This is a genomic window from Roseovarius sp. JB2-10, assembly GCF_055693585.1.
In genome coordinates, this window is the sequence record NZ_CM146337.1 from 3,212,873 (window position 1) to 3,236,817 (window position 23,945).

20 protein-coding genes and 2 pseudogenes are annotated in these 23,945 nt (G+C 58.6%); 13 read left to right on the forward strand and 9 right to left on the reverse strand.

Annotated features, from left to right (window positions below):
• Positions 1 to 330: 330 nt before the first annotated feature.
• Together lon and tgt are read right to left on the reverse strand one after the other, a co-directional pair.
• Positions 331 to 2,742: an endopeptidase La gene (gene lon, locus ACZ1HJ_RS16060; protein WP_472719653.1), complete on the reverse strand. Its 2,412-nt coding sequence runs from the start codon at positions 2,740 to 2,742 to the stop codon at positions 331 to 333.
• A 534-nt stretch (positions 2,743 to 3,276) separates the two neighbouring features.
• Complete coding sequence (gene tgt, locus ACZ1HJ_RS16065) at positions 3,277 to 4,407, reverse strand: tRNA guanosine(34) transglycosylase Tgt (protein ID WP_472719654.1); 1,131 nt, start codon at positions 4,405 to 4,407, stop codon at positions 3,277 to 3,279.
• A gap of 116 nt (positions 4,408 to 4,523) precedes the next feature.
• On the opposite strand from tgt, the gene ACZ1HJ_RS16070 reads away from it, so the two are divergent.
• The 7 genes and pseudogenes from ACZ1HJ_RS16070 to tpiA all read left to right on the forward strand — a co-directional run bounded on the left by ACZ1HJ_RS16070 (position 4,524) and on the right by tpiA (position 10,482).
• Positions 4,524 to 5,414 carry an SPFH domain-containing protein gene (locus ACZ1HJ_RS16070; RefSeq protein WP_472719655.1) on the forward strand — a complete coding sequence of 297 codons (891 nt, stop codon included), beginning with the start codon at positions 4,524 to 4,526 and terminating at the stop codon, positions 5,412 to 5,414.
• Complete coding sequence (locus tag ACZ1HJ_RS16075; RefSeq protein WP_472719656.1) at positions 5,414 to 5,692, forward strand: NfeD family protein; 279 nt, start codon at positions 5,414 to 5,416, stop codon at positions 5,690 to 5,692. The genes ACZ1HJ_RS16070 and ACZ1HJ_RS16075 overlap by 1 nt, the downstream gene beginning before the upstream one ends.
• Positions 5,693 to 5,783: 91 nt before the next feature.
• Entirely contained in the window at positions 5,784 to 7,355 is a 1,572-nt protein-coding gene (locus ACZ1HJ_RS16080; protein WP_472719657.1) for a pentapeptide repeat-containing protein, read from the forward strand.
• 86 nt (positions 7,356 to 7,441) lie between these two features.
• Positions 7,442 to 8,845 carry a 30S ribosomal protein S6--L-glutamate ligase gene (gene rimK, locus ACZ1HJ_RS16085; protein WP_472719658.1) on the forward strand — a complete coding sequence of 468 codons (1,404 nt, stop codon included), beginning with the start codon at positions 7,442 to 7,444 and terminating at the stop codon, positions 8,843 to 8,845.
• A 96-nt stretch (positions 8,846 to 8,941) separates the two neighbouring features.
• Entirely contained in the window at positions 8,942 to 9,304 is a 363-nt protein-coding gene (locus ACZ1HJ_RS16090; protein WP_472719659.1) for an SUF system Fe-S cluster assembly protein, read from the forward strand.
• Between the two features lie 62 nt (positions 9,305 to 9,366).
• A pseudogene (locus ACZ1HJ_RS16095) lies at positions 9,367 to 9,648 on the forward strand (HesB/IscA family protein); the annotation flags it as partial.
• Between the two features lie 78 nt (positions 9,649 to 9,726).
• Positions 9,727 to 10,482, forward strand: a complete 756-nt coding sequence (gene tpiA, locus ACZ1HJ_RS16100) for a triose-phosphate isomerase (protein ID WP_472722224.1) — start codon at positions 9,727 to 9,729, stop codon at positions 10,480 to 10,482.
• A gap of 91 nt (positions 10,483 to 10,573) precedes the next feature.
• On the opposite strand, the gene ACZ1HJ_RS16105 is transcribed toward tpiA, so the two are convergent.
• The 7 genes from ACZ1HJ_RS16105 to ACZ1HJ_RS16135 form a co-directional block, all read right to left on the reverse strand.
• The gene (locus ACZ1HJ_RS16105) at positions 10,574 to 11,950 is read right to left on the reverse strand and encodes a TRAP transporter large permease (protein ID WP_472719660.1); all 1,377 of its coding nucleotides are present in this window, start codon (positions 11,948 to 11,950) and stop codon (positions 10,574 to 10,576) included.
• Entirely contained in the window at positions 11,950 to 12,615 is a 666-nt protein-coding gene (locus tag ACZ1HJ_RS16110) for a TRAP transporter small permease (RefSeq protein WP_472722225.1), read from the reverse strand. Before ACZ1HJ_RS16110 ends, ACZ1HJ_RS16105 begins: the two co-directional genes overlap by 1 nt.
• A gap of 91 nt (positions 12,616 to 12,706) precedes the next feature.
• Entirely contained in the window at positions 12,707 to 13,708 is a 1,002-nt protein-coding gene (locus ACZ1HJ_RS16115; RefSeq protein ID WP_472719661.1) for a DctP family TRAP transporter solute-binding subunit, read from the reverse strand.
• Between the two features lie 293 nt (positions 13,709 to 14,001).
• The gene (locus ACZ1HJ_RS16120; RefSeq protein ID WP_472719662.1) at positions 14,002 to 15,327 is read right to left on the reverse strand and encodes an acyltransferase family protein; all 1,326 of its coding nucleotides are present in this window, start codon (positions 15,325 to 15,327) and stop codon (positions 14,002 to 14,004) included.
• A 151-nt stretch (positions 15,328 to 15,478) separates the two neighbouring features.
• Positions 15,479 to 16,708 carry a sigma-54-dependent transcriptional regulator gene (locus ACZ1HJ_RS16125; RefSeq protein ID WP_472719663.1) on the reverse strand — a complete coding sequence of 410 codons (1,230 nt, stop codon included), beginning with the start codon at positions 16,706 to 16,708 and terminating at the stop codon, positions 15,479 to 15,481.
• On the reverse strand, positions 16,705 to 18,459 hold the full coding sequence (locus ACZ1HJ_RS16130) for a sensor histidine kinase (RefSeq protein WP_472719664.1): 1,755 nt from the start codon (positions 18,457 to 18,459) through the stop codon (positions 16,705 to 16,707). The genes ACZ1HJ_RS16125 and ACZ1HJ_RS16130 overlap by 4 nt, the downstream gene beginning before the upstream one ends.
• 56 nt (positions 18,460 to 18,515) lie before the next feature.
• On the reverse strand, positions 18,516 to 18,977 hold the full coding sequence (locus tag ACZ1HJ_RS16135; RefSeq protein WP_472719665.1) for an Lrp/AsnC family transcriptional regulator: 462 nt from the start codon (positions 18,975 to 18,977) through the stop codon (positions 18,516 to 18,518).
• A 196-nt stretch (positions 18,978 to 19,173) separates the two neighbouring features.
• Here ACZ1HJ_RS16135 and cobA point away from each other — a divergent pair.
• From cobA to ACZ1HJ_RS16165, 6 genes and pseudogenes are all read left to right on the forward strand, one after another.
• Positions 19,174 to 19,929, forward strand: a pseudogene (gene cobA, locus ACZ1HJ_RS16140) (uroporphyrinogen-III C-methyltransferase); the annotation flags it as partial.
• Between the two features lies 1 nt (position 19,930).
• Positions 19,931 to 20,239 (forward strand): DUF2849 domain-containing protein, encoded by a 309-nt coding sequence (locus ACZ1HJ_RS16145; RefSeq protein WP_472719666.1) that lies wholly within the window; start codon positions 19,931 to 19,933, stop codon positions 20,237 to 20,239.
• A complete protein-coding gene (locus ACZ1HJ_RS16150; RefSeq protein ID WP_472719667.1) occupies positions 20,232 to 21,899 on the forward strand; it encodes a nitrite/sulfite reductase in 1,668 nt (555 codons plus the stop codon). The genes ACZ1HJ_RS16145 and ACZ1HJ_RS16150 overlap by 8 nt, the downstream gene beginning before the upstream one ends.
• On the forward strand, positions 21,886 to 22,620 hold the full coding sequence (locus ACZ1HJ_RS16155; RefSeq protein WP_472719668.1) for a phosphoadenylyl-sulfate reductase: 735 nt from the start codon (positions 21,886 to 21,888) through the stop codon (positions 22,618 to 22,620). The genes ACZ1HJ_RS16150 and ACZ1HJ_RS16155 overlap by 14 nt, the downstream gene beginning before the upstream one ends.
• Positions 22,617 to 23,024, forward strand: coding sequence for a DUF934 domain-containing protein (locus ACZ1HJ_RS16160; RefSeq protein WP_472719669.1), 408 nt, complete (start codon positions 22,617 to 22,619; stop codon positions 23,022 to 23,024). Before ACZ1HJ_RS16155 ends, ACZ1HJ_RS16160 begins: the two co-directional genes overlap by 4 nt.
• Before the next feature lie 68 nt (positions 23,025 to 23,092).
• Complete coding sequence (locus tag ACZ1HJ_RS16165; protein ID WP_472719670.1) at positions 23,093 to 23,941, forward strand: ferredoxin--NADP reductase; 849 nt, start codon at positions 23,093 to 23,095, stop codon at positions 23,939 to 23,941.
• Positions 23,942 to 23,945 lie beyond the last annotated feature (4 nt).

A 23,945-nucleotide genomic window follows, 5' to 3' on the forward strand; every position in this document is an offset into this window, starting at 1 on the left:
GTTACCTTTTTCGCAACAGTTTTTGGGCCTGCGCTCGCACTTCTCGCCTTTGGCGGCTTCGGGCCGGCCAGCCGTGACTTGGGGGCCGATGGCGCCTTAGCGCTGCTTTTACTGGTCGATGAAGTGCTCGACTTGGGGGAGGATTTGGATTTGCCTGGTGTGGATCGCGTGCTCATACAGCGCCTCATTGTTTTGCTCTTGGAAACATTTCTACGCAGAACCCGCGCGCAATGCCAGACAAGTCTTACCCGTAGGAGCACCAATCACGCCGCATGACTCAAAAAGGGCGCACCCGAAGATGCGCCCTTTGTCATGCGATTGATCGGGAGATCAGTGCGCGGTGGCGCCTGTGCCATCACCCTCAGTCTTGAGCGCAGCTTCGGCTGCAGCGGCCTCTTCGGCAGCTTCATCCCAATCCACGGGCTCCGGTTCGGCCACAAGCGCATATTTCAAGACTTCGCGCACATGGGTGACCGGAATGATCTCGAGCCCCTCTTTCACATTGTCGGGGATCTCGGCCAGATCCTTTTCATTCTCCGCCGGGATCAACACGCGCTTGATGCCCCCGCGCAGGGCGGCCAGCAGTTTCTCCTTGAGGCCCCCGATGGGCAATGCATTACCGCGCAATGTGACCTCGCCCGTCATGGCGATGTCTTTGCGCACCGGAATGCCTGTCAGAACCGAAACGATCGATGTGACCATTGCCAGACCGGCACTGGGACCATCTTTGGGCGTGGCACCTTCAGGCACATGCACGTGAATGTCCCATTTCTCAAAGCGCGGTGGCTTGATGCCGATCTGAGGGCTGATCGAGCGGACATAGCTGGAGGCCGCATCAATCGATTCCTTCATCACGTCGCCCAGTTTACCGGTGGTCTTCATCCGGCCCTTGCCCGGCAGGCGCAGTGCTTCGATGTTCAAAAGCTCTCCGCCCACGGACGTGTAGGCCAGCCCGGTCACAACGCCAACTTGATCTGCATCTTCTGCCAGACCAAACTTGAACTTTCGCACGCCAAGGAACTCATCCAGATTGTCCGACGTCACATTGATCGTGTCATCTTCCTTCTTGATGATTTTCGTCACGGCCTTGCGGGCCACCTTGGCGATCTCACGCTCCAGATTCCGCACGCCGGCTTCCCGCGTGTAATAACGGATCATGTCGGTCAACGCGCCATCGCTCAGCCCGAATTCCTTTTCCTTCAGCCCGTGGTTTTTGACCTGCTTGGCCAGCAGATGCTGCTTGGCAATCTCGCGCTTTTCGTCCTCGGTGTAGCCGGCCAGCGGAATGATCTCCATCCGGTCCAGCAAAGGCCCGGGCATGTTGTAGGAGTTCGCCGTGGTCAGGAACATCACGTTCGAGAGGTCATATTCGACCTCCATATAATGATCCACAAAGGTGCTGTTCTGTTCCGGATCAAGCACCTCAAGCATGGCACTTGCGGGATCCCCACGGAAATCCTGGCCCATCTTGTCGATCTCATCCAGCAGGATCAGCGGATTGGTGGTTTTCGCCTTTTTCAGCGCCTGAATAATCTTGCCCGGCATCGAGCCAATATAGGTCCGGCGATGACCGCGAATCTCAGACTCGTCACGCACACCGCCCAGCGAGATGCGAATGAACTCGCGCCCCGTTGCCCGCGCAACCGACTTGCCAAGGCTGGTTTTACCGACACCCGGAGGGCCGACGAGGCACATGATCGGGCCCTTCAGCTTTTTCGAGCGCTGCTGCACCGCCAGATATTCCACGATGCGTTCCTTGACCTTCTCAAGCCCGTAGTGATCCGCATCCAGCACTTCCTGTGCCCGATGCAGATCCTTTTTGACACGGCTTTTCGTGCCCCACGGAATGCTGAGCATCCAGTCGAGATAGTTGCGCACAACGGTCGCCTCGGCGCTCATCGGGCTCATGTTCTTGAGCTTCTTGAGCTCGGCTTCGGCCTTCTCCTTGGCCTCTTTGCTCAGCTTGGTCTCGTTGATCTTGCCTTCGAGCTCAGCGACTTCGCCTTCGCCCTCTTCACCGTCACCCAGCTCCTTCTGAATGGCCTTCATTTGCTCATTCAGATAATATTCGCGCTGCGTGCGCTCCATCTGGGATTTGACGCGAGTCTTGATCTTCTTCTCGACCTGTAGAACGCTCATTTCGCCCTGCATCAGGCCATAGACCTTCTCCAGCCGCTCACTGACAGAAAGCGTCTCCAACAGTTCTTGCTTCTGACCAACCTCGATGCCCAGATGCCCGGCCACCAGATCGGCAAGCTTGGCGGGTTCATCGGATTCACTCACGGCGGTCAGCGCTTCTTCAGGGATGTTCTTCTTGACCTTGGCATAGCGCTCGAACTCGTTGGTCACGGTGCGCAGCAACGCCTCAATCGTGGTCGTATCACCCGGCATCTCGGTCAGATACTCGGCGCGCGCCTCGAAGAAATCATCGTTTTCCAGATATTGCGTGATCCGCACCCGCGCCACACCTTCGACCAGCACTTTCACAGTGCCGTCAGGCAGCTTCAGCAGTTGCAGAACGTTGGCCAGCACGCCGGCCTTGTAGATGCCCGCAGAATCCGGATCATCTACACTCGGGTCAATCTGGCTCGATAGCAGGATCTGTTTGTCATCCTGCATCACCTCTTCCAGCGCCCGGACTGATTTTTCCCGGCCCACAAAGAGCGGCACGATCATATGGGGAAATACCACGATATCCCGCAACGGAAGTACGGGGTACGAGGCGTTCAATGGGTCTTGCATGCTCGGTTTTCCTGTTCTTGGCAAAAAGACTCTGGCCCCGATTATTCAGCAGCCCCGGTCTTCTCCGTTTCACCTGTTGTTAACTGGGTCTGTTCGACCCGCATTTCAACCGCGTGAAACGACAATGCCTCGCTCACTCCACAGGAGCAAGCGACAATTCCGACAGAAATGATGCAAATTCAGCTTAAAGCGCCGAAGCTGAGGCCACGATCAGGCCAGCGTTGCCGCCGCCAATGTTGCCACAGAAAACCAACCACAAAAGAATACAATGAACTTCAACATAACACTCACCACGTAAACAGTTTCACTTACACTACAGGCCCACCCATTCAGCACCTATGCTGGATTCCTGACTTTTCCTGAAAGCAGCAGAACCCAGTACCGCGTATTTCACACGATTTTGTCAAAAAAACGAAACTTTAAGTTGAAAACAGTTTGTTTCCGTGCCACTTGCGCTAGGCTCGAATGCGTCGCGCATGGCGGGACGGTGGGCGGGGCGATCCGCATTTGCGGGAGCGCCGCACGGCCGTCGCGTCACACCGGCTCGATATCCCCAAGGGCGCGCTCGGCATGGAACTCTTCCTCCCAATCATCGAAACGCCCGGCGGAAATCGCGGTGCGCATATCTGCCATAAGCTCCTGATAATAATGCAGGTTATGCCATGTCAGCAGCATGCCCGAAATCATTTCCTGCGCGCGAAAAACATGGTGGAGGTAAGCGCGTGAATAGTTGCGGCAGGCCGGGCATGTGCAAGCCTCATCCAAGGGGCGCGGGTCATCGGCGTGGCGTGCGTTCTTGATGTTCACCACGCCGCGCCGTGTAAACACCTGCCCGGTCCGGCCCGAGCGTGACGGCAGCACGCAATCCATCATGTCCACACCGCGCTTCACGGCGCCTACAATGTCATCGGGCTTGCCTACACCCATCAAATATCGCGGCTTGTCCTGCGGCAAAAACCCCGGCGCATAGTCCAGAACACCAAACATTGCCTCTTGCCCTTCACCCACGGCCAGACCGCCGATGGCATAGCCGTCAAACCCGATCTCACGCAGCGCCCTGGCACTTTCCTCGCGCAAATCCGGCGTGACGCCCCCTTGCATGATGCCAAAAAGCGCGTGACCAGGCCGGTTCCCAAAGGCGTCTTTTGACCGCGCCGCCCACCGCATGGACAAACGCATGCTTTCGGCCACAGCGTCATCCGTTGCGGGCAGCGCCGGGCATTCATCGAAACACATCACGATGTCGCTGCCCAAAAGCCGTTGAATTTCCATCGATCGCTCGGGGGTCAATTCGTGCTTGGATCCGTCGATATGCGATTTGAACGTCACGCCCTCTTCGGTCAGCTTCCTGAGCCCGGCCAGGCTCATCACCTGAAACCCGCCACTATCGGTCAGGATGGGCCGCTCCCAGTTCATAAACTGGTGCAACCCACCCAACCGGTCCACCCGCTCCGCCCCCGGGCGCAGCATCAGATGATACGTATTGCCCAGCAAAATATCGGCACCTGTCTCGCGCACGCTTTCGGGCATCATCGCCTTGACCGTCGCCGCCGTGCCCACCGGCATAAAGGCAGGCGTGCGGATTTCCCCGCGCGGGGTCGAGATCACCCCACAGCGTGCCGCGCCATCCACAGCCTTCAGATCAAACTTAAATGTCGCGGTCATGGTGCGCTGGTCCTAATTTGTCTTTTGCCCCTCCTTAATCCCAGATACCATATCTTGTAAATTCAATGGGCAAACACCATATGTATACCATAGCATACAACAATTGAGGGATATGAATGTCTGAAGACGTAATAATAGAGCTGTTGTCATCCAACTTACTTTACCTGCTGCTGGCCGCCCTGCTGATCATCGTCATCCTGCGGGCCGTCAAAATCGTTCCGCAGTCCGAACAATATGTGGTGGAACGCTTCGGCCGTCTGCATGCGGTGTTGAAACCTGGCATCAATATGATCGTGCCGTTTCTGGACAAGGTGGCCCACCGGATTTCGATCCTTGAGCGCCAGTTGCCCAATGCCAGCCAGGATGCAATCACCAAAGATAACGTGCTGGTGCAGGTCGAAACATCGGTCTTTTACCGCATCATCCAGCCCGAAAAGACGGTTTACCGGATCCGCGATGTTGATGGCGCTATTTCCACCACCGTGGCCGGGATCGTCCGGGCGGAAATTGGTAAGATGGACCTTGATGAGGTGCAATCGAACCGAAATGAGCTGATCGCAACGATAAAGACACTGGTCGAAGACGCCGTGGACAACTGGGGCATCGAAGTGACCCGTGCTGAAATCCTGGACGTCGATCTCGATCAGGCAACACGTGACGCGATGCTGCAACAGCTTAACGCGGAACGCGCCCGTCGCGCTCAGGTCACCGAGGCCGAAGGCAGCAAACGTGCGGTCGAACTGAATGCCGATGCCGAGCTTTATGCCGCGGAACAATCCGCCAAGGCGCGCCGGATCGAAGCCGATGCCGAGGCATATGCCACCGGCGTTGTGGCCGCCGCCATTGCCGAAAACGGGCTTGAGGCAGCGCAGTATCAGGTCGCGCTGAAACAGGTGGAATCACTTAATGCTTTGGGCAACAGCCCTTCTTCGAATACAGTGCTGGTGCCTGCCAATGCGCTCGAAGCCTTTGGCAATGCGTTTAATATGCTGAAAGGAAAACCTTGATGTCCGAATTGGTTCTCTGGTCACACTGGTGGGTCTGGCTCGCCGCCGCCCTCATTCTGGCAATCCTCGAAGTGGCCGCGCCCGGCTTCATCTTTCTCGGATTTGCCATCGGTGCGGGCCTTGTTGGCCTGATGCTCCTGACCCCGATCAGCCCGGGTCTGCCCGCCCTGCTTGCCATCTTTGCGATCCTGTCGTTGGTCGCCTGGGGCGCACTGCGCAGCGGCTTTCGCGCCGAGAGCGGGCAAGTGCGCCATATCGACCACGATATCAACGACTAATCCTTTGGCTCCGGCATACGTCGGAGCCATTTGATTTTTACACGCATTGCGGGCAATCTGACCTTGATTAACTTTCAAGGCCTTTTCTCGCATGAGTAAATTACCCAATGAAATCGACCGCATAAACGCGCTCACAAACAATGCCCGCAACACCTGGTTCGCTCTTTTGGGTGCGTTGGTTTTTGTCGTGATGACCTTGATGGGGGTCGAGCATATCGACTTTTATGGTGTCAATCGCGCGACCAAATTGCCGCTGGTCGAAGTGGCTGTACCAACCTTTTATTTCTTTGCCGTCGCGCCCATCCTAACGGCGGCGATCTATGGCTATTTCCACCTCTACCTGATCCGCCTTTGGGACGCTCTGGGCACGGCAGATTCGCATTACGAAGAACGCCCGCTTGGCGATGTCATTTCACCCTGGCTGGTCACTGACGCGGCGCTGCAACTGCGCCAATCCTGGCGCCGGGACGACTGCACAACCACGCGCAATCTCGAAAGCATGGCGACCACGCTAAATGTCTTCCTCTCTTTTGGTGGCGGCATCCTCGTGCTGTACCTGCTGTGGCAAGGCTCTTATTCCGCCCGCACCTTCTGGATGTCCTCCTTTGCTGGTGTCGCATTTGGCATGGCAACCATCACCGGCTTTACCAGCCTCCTGACCATGATGGACCGGATGTCCTCGCACCCAAGGGGTCGGGTTGTCCGGTTCTGGGCAAAACCATCGCGCATTCTGACCACCGCCTTGCTGCTCGGCTTTATCGTCTATTTGAGTTACCAGCGGACCGAGGGCCCACTCGACAAACTCGCCTCGCTCAACATGATCGACCAGCAGATTGTCGAACGCCCGGGCAACTGGCTGCCTTACGGCGTAGCTCAAGCCGAATTCCGCGCCAAATGGTGCAAGCGGGAGGGCGTGGAAGACTGCAAAAAGCTGGGGTCACGCCAAGCCGAATTCGACAAGGAATGGTGGGAACGCCGCCATGCCACACGCTACATTTTGAACCGTCCCAACCTGCACAAGAACCGCGGTGGACCGCCCGATCTGCGCGAGGCCAAACTCAATTCGTCTTTTCTGGCCGGAGCCAATCTATGGGGCGCGCAAATGGATCATGCCCGCATGAACTTCGCGCAGATGGAAGGCGTTTTCCTGAACTTCGCCAGCCTGAAATGGACGGATTTCTCAAGCGCCAATATGGAAGGCGCCGATTTCAGCTTTTCACACATGACCGGGTGGCCCCCGCATAAGGAAAACCCCGAGCGCGAGATGCCCAACACATTGCAGGACACCAATCTGAGTGCGGCGATCAACGAAGGCGGGGCTCTTCGGTTCGTGCGGTTCGACACGGTCATTTTTGACGCCAAGACCAATTTCAGAAACACCTTCATGGATGGCTCCGTGAAGATGCGCGCAGATTTTGCAAAGCAGATGGGCAATCCCTGCCAGTGGATCCCCAAACCGCTGAAGGAAGAAGAATTCTATGCCTATTGGCGCTGGTGGATCGAAAAGCGGCCTATGTTGCCCAATTCTCCACCCGTCGTCTGGGTGCAGGTTGCGCCGGAGCGCTGGAAAGACGTCGAACCAGCAACCGGCACGCAATTGACCAAGTTCGAGCTGGAGACCTGCGAATGGAACATGAAACCCATGCCCGATCTGTCGCAATAACCCCAGCCCCTTGAACCCCTGCGCCGCAAGCGCAATGATGGCCCCAAAGCGCCGCCAGAGACGCGATCACACCAAGAGGACATGTCATGACCCAATCCGATACCCAGCCCCCATTGCAATTCGGCTGGGAGGAATGGATCGGCCTTCCTGATCTTGGGGTCCCTGCCCTGCGCGCCAAGGTCGATACCGGCGCACGGACCAGCGCACTTCATGCGTTCGACATTGAAACCTTTGGATCCAGCACCAAACCCAAGGTCCGGTTCACGGTGCACCCGATCCCCGGCCGTGACGATCTGGTCATCCCCTGCTCTGCAGAAATCGTGGACCGCCGCGAGGTGACCTCCTCCAACGGCGACAAGGAAATGCGCTTTGTCATCTCATCCACGCTGGAGGTCAGCGGCCAAAGCTGGCCCATTGAAATCACCCTGACCAACCGTGCCAACATGACCAACAGGATGCTCTTGGGCCGTACCGCCCTCAAAGACAACATCTCGATTGCCGCCACCGACCGTTTCCTGCAGCCGGAACTGAATTACGACGTCTACCACACCGCCAAAATGCGCCAGGCGGCGCCCAAACGCGCGCTGCGCATTGCCGTGCTCAGCCGAGAGGACAATTATTCCACCCGCCGTCTGGTCGAAGAAGGCGAAAAACGCGGCCACGTGGTGGAGGTGATCAACACGACGCGGTGCTACATGGCGATCAACGCGCTGGCTCCCGAGGTCCATTATGACGGCAAACGCCTGCCCCGGTTCGACGCCGTGATCCCGCGGATCGGTGCCTCGATCACGCCCTATGGTGCGGCCATCATCCGCCAGTTCGAAACCACGGGCACCTACTGTGTGAACGGCTCGGCCGGGATCACCGCCAGCCGCGACAAACTCTATGCCCATCAGCTGATGGCCCGCGCCAAGATTGGCATGCCCAACACCGCTTTTGCGGCTTCGCCACGCGACACCAACAACATCATCGGCCTTGTGGGCACCGCCCCGCTGATCGTGAAACTGTTGGAGTCGACCCAAGGCAAGGGCGTCGTCCTGGCCGAGACCAAAAAGGCAGCAGAATCGGTGATTGATGCGTTCCGTGGCCTCAAGGCAAATTTCCTGATCCAGGATTTTGTGAAGGAGGCCGCCGGTGAAGACATCCGCTGTCTGGTGATTGGCAGCAAGGTTGTGGCGGCGATGAAGCGCACCGGGGCGGAAGGCGATTTTCGCTCGAACCTGCATCGCGGTGGATCTGCCAAGTCGGTGAAGATCTCCAAGATCGAACGCGAAACCGCGATCCGCGCGGCCAAGGTGTTCAATCTCAACAAGGCAGGCGTCGATCTTCTGCGCTCTGAGGCCGGACCCAAAGTGCTGGAGGTCAATTCATCGCCCGGTTTCGAAGGGATCGAGAATTCGACCGGCAAAAACATCGTGGGTTATCTTTACGAAATGATCGAAGCCCGCGTCCGCCCCACACCGATCCGCCGGCGCAAGACCAAAACATAGCAACCGCGCAACAGTTAATCCTGTCGTGCGGCACCTCTGGACGCGGCGGCGGATAATTCCTATATGTTTGGTCAGGAACTTCCGCAGGACGCAGTCATGACCCACAGCCCCGATCCCCTAGAAGGCGCGCCCTTGATCGCCCCTTCAAGCACTGAGCACCCGATGTACGATCAGATCGTCGAGGCGTGCCGTTCGGTCTATGACCCTGAAATTCCAGTGAATATTTACGATCTGGGCCTGATATACACGATCGAGATTGACGGCGAGAACGCTGTCAGCGTGATCATGACCCTCACCGCGCCGGGCTGCCCCGTGGCCGGCGAAATGCCCGGATGGGTGGCAGAGGCCATCGAGCCGTTGGCCGGTGTGAAACAGGTCGATGTTCAGCTTACCTGGGAGCCGCCCTGGGGCATGGACATGATGAGCGACGAAGCCCGGCTTGAACTGGGCTTTATGTAGATTAATCAACCGCATGTAAGGCAAACCTGATGTTTGGCATACCTGGAAAACAAGCCGTCTCAATGACCGACGCCGCAGCCGCGCAAATCGCCAAGCTGATGGCCAAGGACGGCCACGAAGGTCTCCGGATCGGCGTCAAGAAAGGCGGCTGTGCGGGCATGGAATACACCATGGATTACGTCACCGAAATCGACCCCAATGATGAGGTGGTTGAGCAGGATGGCGCGCGGGTGATGATCGCGCCGATGGCGCAGATGTTCCTCTTTGGCACACAGATCGACTACAAGGTGTCATTGCTGGAATCGGGTTTCGAATTCAACAACCCCAACGTCACCGAGGCATGCGGTTGCGGCGAGATCCATCAAATTCGAAGGCATGTGAGCGAAACCTCGCATCTAATTGAGATCAGGGAAAAATTTCACGTGGGACGACGCAAGCTTGCAGCTGGAAACTGGAAGATGAATGGCACAAGCGCCGCATTTTCCGAACTCAAAGACCTGATCACTGCGCACCCCGATCCGACCGTCGACATCCTGATTTGCCCGCCGGCCACCCTGCTTCAACCAGCCGCCGCATTGGCGGCGCAATCGCCCGTCACCATCGGCGGACAGGACTGTCATTGCGAAACGTCCGGGGCCCATACCGGTGATATCTCGGCGGCAATGTTGATCGATGCCGGGGCGAAATCAGTGATCCTCGGTCACTCGGAACGCCGCGAAAACCATGGCGAGACCAGCGAACTGGTGCGTGCCAAGGCCAAAGCCGCTCAGGCCGCCGACCTGACGACCATCATCTGTCTCGGGGAAAGCCTGGCCCAACGCGAAGCTGCCAACACGCTCGATATCATCGGCGGGCAACTTTCGGCCTCCGTGCCCGATGCCACGACGCCCGCAAACACGGTGATCGCGTATGAACCCATCTGGGCCATCGGCACCGGCCTCACCCCCACAGTTGAACAGATCGACGAAGTGCATGACTTTATCCGCACCCGTCTGATCACACGGTTCGGCGCCGAGGCGGGCAATGGCATTCGTCTGCTTTATGGCGGATCGGTCAAACCCGGCAATGCCGCTGAAATCTTTGCAACGGACAATGTTGATGGCGCGCTTGTGGGCGGGGCCAGCCTCAAGGCTGCCGATTTCACGCCAATCATCGCGGCCTTGCAAGACAGCATCTGATCCCCCGTCAGACCGAAACGACGCGCCATCCCTGACGCGTCGCCTCTCAATGCGCAAAATAGGGGCGCGGTAGCGCGCAATTGGATTGCGCCTATTTGACCACGATCTCCGGCCCCATGAAGGTATTGGGCAGATAGGTACTGAGCCAGGGGATGTAGGTCACCATGATCAGGAAGACGAAGAGAACCGCAAGGAACGGCAACGCCGCCCGCACCACCGCCATCATCGGCATGCCCGCCACGCCGGAGGTGACAAAGAGGTTCAGACCCACCGGCGGCGTGATCATCCCGATCTCCATATTGACCACCATGATGATGCCCAGATGGATGGGATCGATGCCAAGCTCGATCGCAATTGGAAAAACCAAAGGTGCCACGATCACCAGAAGGCCCGAAGGCTCCATGAACTGACCACCGATCAGCAGGATGACATTCACGACGATCAGGAACATCACCTGACCAAAACCCGCACTCAGCATCGCATTGGCAATGGTCTGAGGCACCTGCTCATCCGTCAAAACATGTTTCAGGATCAAGGCGTTGGCGATCACGAACAAGAGGGTCACCGTCAGCTTTCCTGCCTCGAAAAGCGTATGCTTTGTGTCGGGATGGAACACGGCTGTCAGCATCGCATAGGGCTTTTTGAAGAGGCTGATCTTGCCCCCCTGCCCGTCATCGGCCAGCGGCCCCATGTCCTTGTAGACAAAGCACGCGATCACAAACGAATAGACCGCCGCCACCGCTGCCGCTTCGGTCGGCGTAAAGATACCGCCGTAGATGCCGCCCAGAATGATCACGATCAAAAAGAGGCCCCAGCCCGCATCACGGCCCGAGACAAAAATCTCACCCCAGCCATTCCAATCGCCCTTGGGCAGGTTCTTGACCTTGGCCATGATGTAGATCGTTACCATCAGCATCAGGCCCGCCAGCAGCCCCGGAATGACGCCCGCAAGGAACATCCGGCCCACAGAAACCTCAACCGCGGCGGCATAGACCACCATCACGATGGAGGGCGGGATCAGGATGCCCAACGTGCCTGCGTTGCAAATCACACCGGCGGCGAATTCTTTGGTGTAGCCCACCTGCCGCATGCCCGCGATCACGATGGAGCCGATGGCCACAACCGTCGCCGGGGATGAGCCTGAGAGGGCGGCAAAAAGCATACAGGCAAAGACGCCCGCGATGGCCAGCCCGCCGGGCAGATGCCCCACACAAGCAATAGAGAACCGGATAATCCGTTGCGCCACACCGCCCGTGGTCATGAAACTGGAGGCCAGAATAAAGAACGGGATCGCCAGCAGGGTAAAATGCCCTTCAAACGCCTCGAACAAAGTACCGGCAACCGAGGCCAGCGAGCTTTCGGAATAGACCAGTAGAAAGAGCGTGGACGACAGGCCCAGAGAGACCGCGATGGGCACACCGATCAGCAGAAGGCCGATCACCATGCCGAAGAGAATGGCAACTTCCATCAGTTCTCTCCCTCTACCTTGGCCCGGGCGGCATCGATCTCATCCTCGACTTCATGACTGGCCACCAGACGGTCAATGTCACCGCGCCAGATCTGCACCGCGACCTGCCCAAAGCGAATGACCAAAAGCAACATCGACACTGGTAACACCAGATAGGGGATGACCTTGGGCAGCTTTTCGTAGCTTTCGCCGTAATTGATCAGGTCTTCGAGAAAGGCAAAAAGGCCAATCATCGGCACGTCCTGCACCTCGTAAAAGCTTTGGCTGCGCGCCGCGCTGTCAAACCCGGTTGGGAACCAGCGGCCCGAGGTGGGCGGCAAATCGGCGAAGACGGCCCAATAGTCATAGGCGCCCTTTAACAGCAACAGCGAAAAGATCAGGCAACAGCTGACCGAGATCAGGCCAAAAATCCGCGCCGTGGCGGGCGATACCATGTTGATGATCGCATCCACGCCCAGATGCGCGTGTTTCTTGACCGCGTAGGACGCGCCCAGAAGCACCAGCCAGCCGAACATGAAAACGGTCAGCTCCAGCGCCCACAAGATATTGGAATTGAACACAAATCTCGCGATGACGTTGGCGAATGTAATCACCGTCATCATGCCAATCAGCGCGGCAATGATGGTTTCTTCGATTTTGTCTGTAAAGGATGTGCCGGTCTGCATGGTCCCCTCCCGCAGATGCGCCTTATGTGTCGGGCGGGCCATGTTTGAATGGCCCGCCCGGTGTCACTCCGCGCTATTTCGCGCGGTTGATTTACATGCTGGCGTTGATCGCCTGAGCCGCGTCGATGTTTTCCTGGCCGACATCATCCTTGAACTGCTCCCAGACAGGTTTCATCGCATCCACCCATGCCTGGCGCTGCTCGGCTGTCAGTTGCCGCACCTCGCTGCCCGCATCGATGATGGCCTGTTTGGCCTCGGCGTTCACAGCGGTGGATTCCTTGTTCCGGGTCTCGGTAACCTCGGCCAGGATCGTCAGGAACTGATCACGTACATCCGCGTCGAGGCTGTTGAGCCAATCGATATTGGTCACCACCAGGTAATCGATGATGCCGTGATTGGTCTCGGTCACGCCGTCCTGCACTTCAAAGAACTTCTTGCCAAAGATGTTTGACCAGGTGTTTTCCTGCCCGTCCACAGTGCCCTGTTGCAGACCGCCATAGACTTCGGAGAAGGCCATTTTCTGCGGGTTACCACCAATGGCTTCCATCTGCGCCACAAGCACATCCGAAGACTGCACGCGGAATTTCAGACCATTGGCGTCCGACGGATCAACCAGCGGCACATTGGCCGACATCTGCTTCATGCCGTTATGCCAATAGGCCAGGCCCTGCAAACCGCGGCGCTGCATGCTGTCGAGCAGGCCCTTCCCGTTTTCTGACGCCTGAAACGCTTCTACCGCGTTGATGTCCTTGAACATGAACGGCAGATCGAAAATGCGGAACTGTTTGGTGAATTTCTCGAACTTCGAGAGGCTGGGCGCGGCCAGTTGCACATCGCCCTGCAGCATCGCTTCGAGAACCTTGTTGTCGTTGTAGAGCGTGGAGTTCGGGAAGACCTCCATGCACATCTTGCCATTCATCTCTTCGTTCACGCGGCTTTCCAGCAACGAGGCGGCAATCCCCTTGGGGTGCTTGTCGGTGTTGGTCACATGGCTGAACTTGACGACGATCTCACCATCATCGCATGCGGCATGCGCTACGGTTGCTGACACGGTCAGGGCCAGTGCCACGGCAGTGGTGTTCAAAAATTTCATCTCTTGTCTCCTCCCATAATCTTGAGACTTTGCAGTGTACCCGTTTTGGGCGCTACGGCGTCATGTTTTCTCAGGGGCTGAGGTTTCTCAAGCCGGAGTTTATTCCCAAAACCTATTGGTCGTTTTAAATATATAAATCATATGGTTACGGGGCTGACTTTAGGCCGCCTAAAACCCTGCGCCCGAAAACCGTGCGGAAAACCGCACACTTGGCGCGGCGCTTGTGTGGATTTTCGCACGATTTCATTCACCGCAGGAAACAAGGCGGTCGGCGATTGCGGCGCCCGTCTGCCTTACCAAACCCGTTTTGTCGCAAGCCCAACACCGGCCAGAACCAAGAGGACCGCAACCCAATTGACCCCAATCGCTGACGCGGCGCCGATGCCGTTCAGGGCCATCATCACCAGCCCCGCACAGGTCACTAATGCACCCAAAATGGATTGCGACGGACCCGGCTGTGCCTCCCGTGCGGCCCGGCTGCCGGATTCGAAGCGCAGGAAGATCAGGACCAGCGGGATCAGAAACACCACATAAAGCCCAACCCAAACCGGCCGCATCGACCACCAAAACCCCGTTCCCGGCGTGACATGCAGGCCGATACCACCCATCCAGACCGCCAACAGGATGACGCCGATCATCGCGGTGATGTGCCACAGATAGACCGACATGATCATCTGGTTGAGCACGATCACCCAGGCCCAGGGCCGCACGTTGCGCAGCCATTGCGACACCGGACCGCTGACCAGCAGAATGACACCGATCTGCACACATCCAATGGCCAGCATTGCCGTTGTAGGCGGGCGCGTATTTGAAATCTCTTCACCTGGCACACTGACCATTCCGACCGGAAAACCAAGCTGCGCGATCAGGACATAGAGCCAGACCACCCCAAGCGCGATCAGAGCCAAAGCCCAGATCGTTGGGCGGTCATTACCGCGCCACCAGTACCCAAGCTGATGCACGGCCAACCAGACAAACCCGTAATTCGACCAGCGCAGCCATTGCTGATCCAACCCAAAGGCAATGCAATCCACCGCGATCGCGCCAAGCGCCAGCAAAAGGACGGACAAAAGCCCCAGACGGTCCCAAAGCGCCATAGTGACAGGCACCGCAACGGTGATCACGATGTAGACCGCAAGGAACCAGATCGGCACCAGCGCCGCCTGCGACGCGGCACCTATCAGCTCTGCTGACACACCCATTTGCCGCGCGATAAAGGCCAGAACGGCCCAGGCCAGCACCAACGGAACCGTCGGTTTGAGCAAGCGCGCCAGTCGCGTTGACGCCCAGATCCGCGCCTTTTCCGGATCACGTTGTGCCGATGTCCAGGACAGGCTGTTGGAAAAGCCCCCGACAAAGAAAAACACCGGCATCACCTGAAAAAGCCATGTCGCATATTGGGTCCAGGGCTGTTCCGCCAACAAAATGGCCAGTTCGACCTCACCGTTGCGGATCACTGCCGCAACCAACAGCCAATGCCCCAGAACGACGAACATGATTGCAACGGCGCGGTAGAAATCGACGGCACGGTTGCGGCTTTCGGGGGTGCGTTCTGCGGCCCAACGGGCAGCGGCCATCATGCCTTTGGGCATGGCTTCGGGGGCGTTGTCTTCGCTCATGTTGACTGCTCTTTTTATTCTTTTCACGCTGGTGGCGCGTTTGATTGGCTGCCAGCGTACATGCGCGCCTCAAAAGGGAAAAAGTCTTATCGCCCCGCGCAACCGTATTTTTCCAACCGGCGTGGCCAATTCGACACCTGCGGTGTGCGCGCTATTGTCGGTAATCCTCAGCGCGGATGCTGTGACGGGCGAGCTTGTCATAAAAGGTCTTTCGCGGCAGTTGTAGCGCGCGCGCTGTGTCGGTGGCATTCCCCGCGTGGCGTTGCAATGCCGCAATCAGAAGCGCCCGTTCGACCCGCGCCATCTGATCCGTCAGCCCCAATTCGGCGGGCGCCGTGGCATCCTCGGGCATGCCCAAAACGAACCGCATTGCCGCACTCATCAGGGATCGTGCGTTTCCCGGCCACCGGCGCGCCATCAGCGCGGCCTGTGTTTCGGGCGGGATATCTGGCGCAGGCAGACCCGATTGTTCGGCGGCCTGAGCGACGTAATGCGCAAACAAAACCGGAATATCCTCGGGCCGGTCCGCCAGGGACGGAATGCGCACCGGCATCACATCCAGCCGGTAGAATAAATCAGCGTTGAACTGCCCCTGCGCAACCAGGTTTTGCAGATCATGTGTTGAGCCCGCAATGATCCGGGCCGTTGCACCGGTTTCGATGAAATCCAGAAGCTCGAACTGAACATCAAGGGCAAGGTTATGCACCTCATCGAGAAAAAGGCTGCCTGCCGCAGCCGTCTGGCAGAGGTCGCGAAATCCGGACATATCCAGACTGCTGGCCGGTTTCTTTACAAAAGGACCCGCGGCGCGGTCCGACATCAGGTGTAAAACCTCGGCCACTTTCGAGACGCCCGCCCCCGGCGGGCCCGTTACCAGAACCTCGGTCGAGGCTTGCGCCACGCGGCGGACCCGGGCGCGCAATTCCCGCGCAAGATCCGAATGGCCAAAAAGCATGCGCGCCGCCGGATCACCGGCCTCCAACTGCCGTTTCAAGCGTCGGTTTTCCAGCACCAGATTGCGTGCACCCAAGGCCCGTTGCAACACCGGAACAAGCGCCGCCGGCGCGCAGGGTTTTTCAAGAAAATCAAACGCACCCTGCGCCATCGCCGTGACCGCCATCGGCACATCGCCTTCACCGGTCAGCAGAATCACGGGCAGATCAGGGTCAATGTCGCGCGCATGGGTCAGCAGGTGAAACCCGTCGCGGCCCGGCATGCGGATATCCGACAGGATCACGCCGTCGAACGCGGGATCGATATGATCCTTGGCCTCGATGAACGACCCCACCGTCAGCGGATCAAATTCGTGCAGCTCAAGGGTCTGGGCCAGCGCCTCGCGCACCTGCCGATCATCATCCACCACCAGAATTCTGCGTGTCATGCCGCCGCTTCCTGCTTCCAGTGGTCCAATTCTACCGTAAAGACCGCGCCGCCATCGTCGCAATTGGCGCCTTTGATCTTGCCACCAAAGCTCTGCACCAGACCGTAGGAGATCGAAAGGCCCAATCCCATCCCCTCCTCTTCCGAGACTTCTTTGGTCGAATAAAACGGCTCAAAGATTTTTTCAGGATCCGATATGCCTGGACCGGTATCGCGCACGGTCACGCGCAATCTGCGGCCCGTGTCGATTTCTATGGCGATGCGTTTGTCGCTTTGACCCGCCATGGCATCCGCGGCGTTGTTGATCAGATTGACAAAGACCTGCGCCAACCGAACCTCTCCGCCCCATGCATAGATCGGCCCGCCTTGTGCGTTTGCATCCCAGTCAAGCGTGACCTGATCCAGCCGCAACCGGGCATCGGTCAACTCGATGGCGCTGTTGATCACTTTGACCAGATCGACCTTGCCCATCGGCTCGCTTTCATTGCGCGAAAACGCCCGCAGGTTCCGGATGATCCGCGCCGCCCGCGCCGCAAGCTGAGAGATGCGTGACAGGTTTTCTGCCGCAACCTCGCCCTTGCCCTTGTCCAGAAACGCAGCACCATTGTCAGCAAATTGCTGGATTGCCATCAGCGGCTGGTTCAATTCGTGACTGATCCCGGCGCTCATCTGGCCCAAAGCCCCCAGCTTCCCGGCCTGTACCAGTTCGGCCTGGGCCTGTTTCAACGCCGCCTCGGCCTCTTCGCGTTCCGCTACTTCGCGACGCAAAGCCAGGTTTGTGCCCGAGAGTTCCGCCGTACGCTCCGCGACGCGCGCCTCCAGCTGCGCATTGGCCCGGGCCAGCGTGCGGCGCCGCTCGGTGGCCTGCAGCATGACCGCGCCGAAAACAGAACAGATCAGTGCAAACACCGATGTTTGCAGAAGTGCAAGCTGCGCCGCGGTATTCACCTCCAGAAGCGCGTGACCCGTCATGCCAATGGCCGGCACCGGCCGCTCCAGATGCAGGGCGCGTTGCGGCAGATACGCCCCCCAATCCATCGACCAGATTTCATATCCGCCCCAGAGGGATTTGCGAAAGGCGGGCACCGGGCCATCCACAGGCTGCAGGCCCAACCCGTCCGGGCCAGACCGCCAGAACAAGAGCTCAGAGCGGTTCGACAGGAAAACCTCGCCCGCGGAGGACGAGAAAAACACAACAGGACGTCCGCCGATCCAGTCCCATTCCAGCTCGGCCACGTCCACCAGCACGGTCAGCACGCCGTCGACGCGGTTGGAGGCATCAAATGCCGGTGCCGCCACCGCGTATACCCGCTTGTTGTCGGGCCCGTAGATCATCTGACCCGACCCAAGCGCGCCGGTGAGCGCACGTGAAAAGAAACTGTTTTGCGTCACCGGGTCGCTGACCTGACTGGTTTTTGCCAGGATACGGCCCTCCGCATCCGCATAGTAAAGCCCAAGCGCACCGGTTTTATCCGCCGCTTCAAGCATCAATTGCTCTGCCGCCGCCGCATCCGCCCCGTTGGCCAGACGCGCAAGCTCCGGGTGATCGGCCATGAAAACCGCCAATTCGCGGTACCGCCGGAGCTGTCCGGTGAACCGATCCACCGCAAGGGTCAGATCGGCATTTCCCTGCTTGGCCAGCTGAGACAGCGCCTGCTGGTAGCCATAGCGCCACAGCCCCACGGAACAGAGGGCAACCACCCCCAGAAAGGCCAGAATGATCAGTAATCTTGATCGGAATTCAGCAGACATATCCGCAATTTACCCGGCAATACCACAGTTTGGCCAGAGGGGCTGTTGCGCGCCCATCAGAGCGGCAACATCGTGGTTGATTTGATCTCTTCCATCGACAGAAGGGCCGTCACATTGTGCACTTTCACTTCGGATATCAGCGCCTGGTAAAAGACATCATAGGCGCGGGCGTTGGCGACACGGACCTTGAGAATGTAATCGATGTCCCCCGCCAGCCGGTGCGCTTCCTGCACCTCGGGCCGATCCCGCAGCGCCTTCAGGAACGCCTTTTGCCACCCGGCATCATGCTCCGACGTGCGGATCAACACGAAAAAACAGGCCTCAAACCCAAGCGCTTCGGCATCGAGTAAAAAGGTCTGTTGTTTGATCACCCCGCCCTCGCGCATTTTGCGAATCCGGTTCCAGACGGGCGTCTTTGAACTGCCCACCATCTTGGCAATATCGTCCAGCGATTGCCCCCCATCCTTCTGCAGTTGCACAAGGATTTTTCGATCCAGATCATCTATGCGGACAGCCATTCCACCAATCTCTCTTTTTTGGAACAAACCAATTCGAACGCCCTTAGATCAGAACATATGTCCTTATTCAACCCGGCATATGGCAAAATACCGGGAATATTTCCTATATTGGACGAACCGAAACACTTCAGGCGACGCCCCGATGACGACACGCATGACCCAAACCGCCCGCGACGGCCATATTTCCCGCCCCCTGACCAAGGGGCATGTCACCTTTGTGGGTGCCGGTCCCGGCGATCCCGAATTGCTGACGCTCAAGGCCATCAAGGCACTTGAAGCCGCCGACGTTGTGATCCACGACCGTTTGGTCACCAAAGAGGTTCTGGCCTTTGCCAAACCCACCGCGCAATTGATCAATGTCGGCAAGGAAGGGTTTGGCCCCTCCACACCGCAATCCGAAATCAACGCGTTGATCGCAGCGCACGGGCTGGGCGGCGTTCTGGTCGTGCGCATCAAAGGCGGCGATCCCACGGTGTTTGGTCGTCTCGACGAAGAGATCGATGCGCTGGAAGCGGTTGGCGTCAGCTGGCACGTTGTTCCGGGCATCACCGCGGCCTCGGCCAGCGTGGCCGCCATTGGTCAAAGCCTGACCAAGCGTGGACGCAATGCCTCGGTCCGTCTTTTGACGGGCCACGACATGAAGGGCTTTGCTGATCACGATTGGGCCGCCTTGGCCCGCCCCGGCGAAGTTGCTGCCATCTATATGGGCAAAAAGTCCGCGCGTTTCATCCAGGGCCGCCTGATCATGCATGGCGCCGATCGCGCGACACCCGTGACCGTGGTGGAAAATGCCAGCCACGCGGATCAGCGCATTCTGTCGACCACGCTGGACACTCTGCCCAACGATCTGGCCATGGCCGAATTCACTGGCCCTGCCCTGACTTTTTATGGCCTCGCCCCGCGCGCGGCCCAAAACGCCCTTTCCCAGACATCACAGCAGGAGCTTGCCTGACATGCCCCGTGAATTCACACCCAAAGTCGTGACCGCCAATGCCCTGATCGAAGGCGATGTCATTTACCTGACCAGTGATGACACCTGGACCCGGAAACTGTCCGAGGCCGAAGTGATCACCGAAGAAGATTACGCCAAACTGCGCCTTTTGCAGGCCGAAGGTCAGCCTGAGCTGGTCGTTGGCGCGTACCTGACCGATGTCACCCCAGGCGAAAACGGCCCGGAGCCCACCCATTTTCGCGAGGATTTCCGGCGCACCGGCCCCTCGAACTACAACCACGGAAAGCAAGCGGAGTTGACCGATGTATAAGTACAACGATTTCGACACGGCCTTTGTGGCCGAGCGCAACAAGCAATTCCGCGCCCAGGTGGCCCGTCGCATTGACGGCTCGCTGACCGAGGATGAATTCAAACCCCTGCGCCTAATGAACGGCCTCTACCTGCAGCTGCACGCCTACATGCTGCGGGTGGCCATCCCTTATGGCACATTGGGCAGCGCGCAGATGCGCAAACTGGCCGATATCGCCGAGAAGTGGGACAAGGGCTATGGCCACTTCACCACCCGCCAGAACATCCAGTTCAACTGGCCCAAGCTCAGCGACATCCCCGATATGCTCGATGCGCTGGCCGAGGTTGAGATGCACGCGATCCAAACCAGCGGCAACACCATCCGCAACGTGACCGCCGACCATTTCGCCGGTGCCGCGGCTGATGAAATTGCTGATCCGCGCCCGGTGGCCGAGCTTATTCGCCAATGGTCCACCGATCATGCCGAATTCCAGTTCCTGCCGCGCAAATTCAAGATTGCCGTGACCGGCAGCCCGAATGACCGCGCGGTGATCAAAGCCCATGATATCGGCATCCAGATCGTCGAACAGGACGGCGAAATCGGCTACCGCGTGATTGTGGGCGGTGGTTTGGGCCGCACGCCGATGATCGGCAAGGTGCTGAATGATTTCGTCAGCCAGGAAGACCTGTTGCCCTACATCGAGGCCACGGTCAGCGTCTGGAACCTGCTCGGTCGTCGTGACAACAAATACAAGGCGCGCATCAAGATCACCGTGCATGAGCATGGCATCGACGACATTCGCGCCCGCGTGGAAGAGCGGTTTGCCCTCATTCGCCCGAGCTTTACCGGCGTTGACCTCAAGCTTTTTGCCGAGATCAAGGAGGCCTTTGCCGCGCCCGCCTTCCGCGATGCGTCGGTGGCCGAGTATGAGACAGCCTATAAGCATGACCCAATCTTCCGGTCCTGGGCCGACACCAACCTGGCCGAGCACCGCGCGCCGGGCTACGCGATCGTGCAAATCAGCCTCAAGGCCCATGGCGCAACGCCGGGGGATGCCTCATCTGAGCAGATGCGGGTGATGGCCGAACTGGCCGAGAAATACGGCCACGATCAGATCCGCATCAGCCATGAGCAGAACGTGATCCTGCCCCACGTGCACAAATCCGATCTGCCGGTTCTGCACGCCATGCTGAAAAAGCACGGGCTCGGCACCGCCAATATTGGCCTTATCAGTGATATCATCGCCTGCCCCGGCATGGATTACTGTGCGCTGGCCACAGCGCGGTCGATCCCTGTGGCGCAGGAGATTGCCACGCGGTTTGATGAGCTGAAGCTGGAGCATGAGGTGGGTGATCTCAAGATCAAGATCTCGGGCTGCATCAACGCCTGTGGCCACCACCATGTGGGTCACATCGGCATTCTGGGTCTGGATCGTGCGGGCGTGGAAAACTACCAGATCACGCTTGGTGGTGATGCCACGGAAAATGCCCGCGTGGGGGATCGCACCGGCCCCGGTTTCTCGGCGGATGACATCCTGCCAGCGATCGAGCGGATCGTTTTTGCCTATCTCGATCTGCGCAATGATCCGGCGGAAACCTTCGCCCAAACCTACGCGCGCGTTGGCATGGGCCCGTTCAAAGTGGCCCTCTACGAACAGGACAAGGCCTATGCCGCAGAATGACCTGACCACACGGGTCAGGGCGCTCAACGATCGCTACCGCCATCACTCGGCGGCGGCGGTCCTGCATCAGGCGCTCAAGGACCCCTATGCTGGCAAGCTGGCGCTGGTGTCGAGCTTTGGCGCGGAATCTGTTGTGCTGTTGCACATGGTATCGGTCCTCAAGCGCGACACGCCGGTCATCTTCATCGACACCGAGATGCTTTTCACCGATACGCTGGTCTACCAGCAGGAGGTGGCCGAGCGACTGGGGCTCAGCGATGTGCGCATCCTGCATGCGTCGCAAAACAGTCTGTGGCTCAATGACCCGCAGAACGATCTGCACAAAAGCGACCCGGATGCCTGCTGCACCCTGCGCAAGACCCTGCCCCTGCAGGCGGCGTTGCACAGTTTTGACGGCTGGATCACCGGGCGCAAACGCTACCAGGGCAGCACGCGGTCTGGTCTGGAGTTTTTCGAGGTCGAAGACGGCACACACCGGATCAAGGTCAACCCGCTGGCCCATTGGACCCCGGATGACATCCGCACCTATATCGAAGAAAATCGCCTGCCCCGCCATCCACTGGTGGCCAAAGGCTATCCGTCGATTGGCTGCATGCCCTGCACCTCGCCTGTGAAACCGGGCGAAGACCCACGCGCCGGACGCTGGCGCGATACCGAGAAAACCGAATGTGGAATTCATTTTGTCGATGGCAAAATGGTCCGAAAAGGAGTGAACGCATGAACGTGATCGTCACCGATGAAGGCTTTGGCGCAGACGGCTGGAACCAAGGGTTCACACCGCTAGCCGACGCGACCCCCGATACATCCGCCATTGATGTGCCATCCGATGCCGATCCGGCGGACCTGAAGGACCGCCTCGACACGCTGCGCATGGTGCGGGTTGATTTCCCAAGCTCGGCGGATGGCCGCGGCTTTACCATCGCGCGGCAACTGCGCCTGATGGGGTATGACGGCCACCTGCGCGCCAAGGGCCACGTGATTGCCGATCAATACGCCATGGCCCGACGGTCAGGTTTTGATGAGGTCGAGATCAGCGATGAACTGGCCGCCCGCCAACCCGAAGATCAATGGCAATTCCGCGCCCAGTGGCAAGCCCATGACTATCAGGCCCGCGTGCGCGGCTGATTGCCCCTTCCCCTGACTTGGATCAAAGATTAATGAAAGGTGCCGGTCTAGAAGATCGGCAAGACGCCATGAATGAGATAATCAACGTGACCGAAGCCAAAGCCGTCAAAGTCCCGACCCTGCCCGACGCGCAGAAGGTGACGCAGGTGAAACACTGGACCGACCGGCTGTTTTCCTTCCGCGTGACCCGGCCCGCCTCGCTGCGTTTTCGCTCGGGCGAGTTTGTGATGATCGGCCTGATGGGCGACCCGGACCCGAAGACCGGCAAGCAAAAGCCGCTTCTGCGCGCCTATTCCATCGCCTCACCCTCCTGGGATGAAGAGCTGGAATTTTATTCTATCAAGGTGCAGGACGGCCCGCTGACCAGCCGCTTGCAGCACATCCAGCCCGGCGATGAGATCATCCTGCGCCCCAAACCCGTGGGCACGCTGGTGCATGACGCTTTGCTTCCGGGCAAACGCATCTGGTTCTTTGCCACGGGCACCGGGTTTGCGCCTTTTGCGTCGCTCTTGCGCGATCCGCAGACCTATGAAGATTATGATGAGGTGATCATTACCCATACCTGCCGCGAAGTGGGCGAATTGACCTATGGCGCCGAGCTGATCGAAAGCATCCGCAATGACGAGATGCTGCAGGAATTGATCGGCGAAGAGAACCTGAAAAAGCTGCGCTATTACCCCACGACAACCCGCGAAGAAAGCCCCAAGATGGGCCGGATCACCGACCTCATGCGCTCGGGCGAGGCGTTTACCGATCTGGGCGTTGCCCCGCTCAGCCCCGAAACGGACCGCGCGATGGTCTGTGGCAACATGGCCTTCAACCTTGAGATCAAGGAGATGCTTGAGGGCTACGGGCTGCGCGAAGGTGCCAATTCGGATCCCAAGGAATACGTGGTGGAAAAGGCCTTCCTCGACTAGGGCC

Excerpts from the sequence above, each read along its gene's own strand:
- lon (WP_472719653.1), bottom strand. The coding sequence starts at position 2,742 with ATGCAAGACCCATTGAACGCCTCGTACCCCGTACTTCCGTTGCGGGAT.
- ACZ1HJ_RS16130 (WP_472719664.1), bottom strand. The coding sequence starts at position 18,459 with ATGTCTGCTGAATTCCGATCAAGATTACTGATCATTCTGGCCTTTCTG.
- ACZ1HJ_RS16110 (WP_472722225.1), bottom strand. The coding sequence starts at position 12,615 with ATGCAGACCGGCACATCCTTTACAGACAAAATCGAAGAAACCATCATT.
- tgt (WP_472719654.1), bottom strand. The coding sequence starts at position 4,407 with ATGACCGCGACATTTAAGTTTGATCTGAAGGCTGTGGATGGCGCGGCA.
- ACZ1HJ_RS16090 (WP_472719659.1), top strand. The coding sequence starts at position 8,942 with ATGACCCACAGCCCCGATCCCCTAGAAGGCGCGCCCTTGATCGCCCCT.
- ACZ1HJ_RS16165 (WP_472719670.1), top strand. The coding sequence starts at position 23,093 with ATGAATGAGATAATCAACGTGACCGAAGCCAAAGCCGTCAAAGTCCCG.
- ACZ1HJ_RS16070 (WP_472719655.1), top strand. The coding sequence starts at position 4,524 with ATGTCTGAAGACGTAATAATAGAGCTGTTGTCATCCAACTTACTTTAC.
- ACZ1HJ_RS16135 (WP_472719665.1), bottom strand. The coding sequence starts at position 18,977 with ATGGCTGTCCGCATAGATGATCTGGATCGAAAAATCCTTGTGCAACTG.
- ACZ1HJ_RS16150 (WP_472719667.1), top strand. The coding sequence starts at position 20,232 with ATGTATAAGTACAACGATTTCGACACGGCCTTTGTGGCCGAGCGCAAC.
- ACZ1HJ_RS16160 (WP_472719669.1), top strand. The coding sequence starts at position 22,617 with ATGAACGTGATCGTCACCGATGAAGGCTTTGGCGCAGACGGCTGGAAC.
- ACZ1HJ_RS16125 (WP_472719663.1), bottom strand. The coding sequence starts at position 16,708 with ATGACACGCAGAATTCTGGTGGTGGATGATGATCGGCAGGTGCGCGAG.
- ACZ1HJ_RS16115 (WP_472719661.1), bottom strand. The coding sequence starts at position 13,708 with ATGAAATTTTTGAACACCACTGCCGTGGCACTGGCCCTGACCGTGTCA.
- ACZ1HJ_RS16080 (WP_472719657.1), top strand. The coding sequence starts at position 5,784 with ATGAGTAAATTACCCAATGAAATCGACCGCATAAACGCGCTCACAAAC.
- ACZ1HJ_RS16155 (WP_472719668.1), top strand. The coding sequence starts at position 21,886 with ATGCCGCAGAATGACCTGACCACACGGGTCAGGGCGCTCAACGATCGC.
- rimK (WP_472719658.1), top strand. The coding sequence starts at position 7,442 with ATGACCCAATCCGATACCCAGCCCCCATTGCAATTCGGCTGGGAGGAA.
- ACZ1HJ_RS16075 (WP_472719656.1), top strand. The coding sequence starts at position 5,414 with ATGTCCGAATTGGTTCTCTGGTCACACTGGTGGGTCTGGCTCGCCGCC.
- ACZ1HJ_RS16120 (WP_472719662.1), bottom strand. The coding sequence starts at position 15,327 with ATGAGCGAAGACAACGCCCCCGAAGCCATGCCCAAAGGCATGATGGCC.
- ACZ1HJ_RS16145 (WP_472719666.1), top strand. The coding sequence starts at position 19,931 with ATGCCCCGTGAATTCACACCCAAAGTCGTGACCGCCAATGCCCTGATC.
- ACZ1HJ_RS16105 (WP_472719660.1), bottom strand. The coding sequence starts at position 11,950 with ATGGAAGTTGCCATTCTCTTCGGCATGGTGATCGGCCTTCTGCTGATC.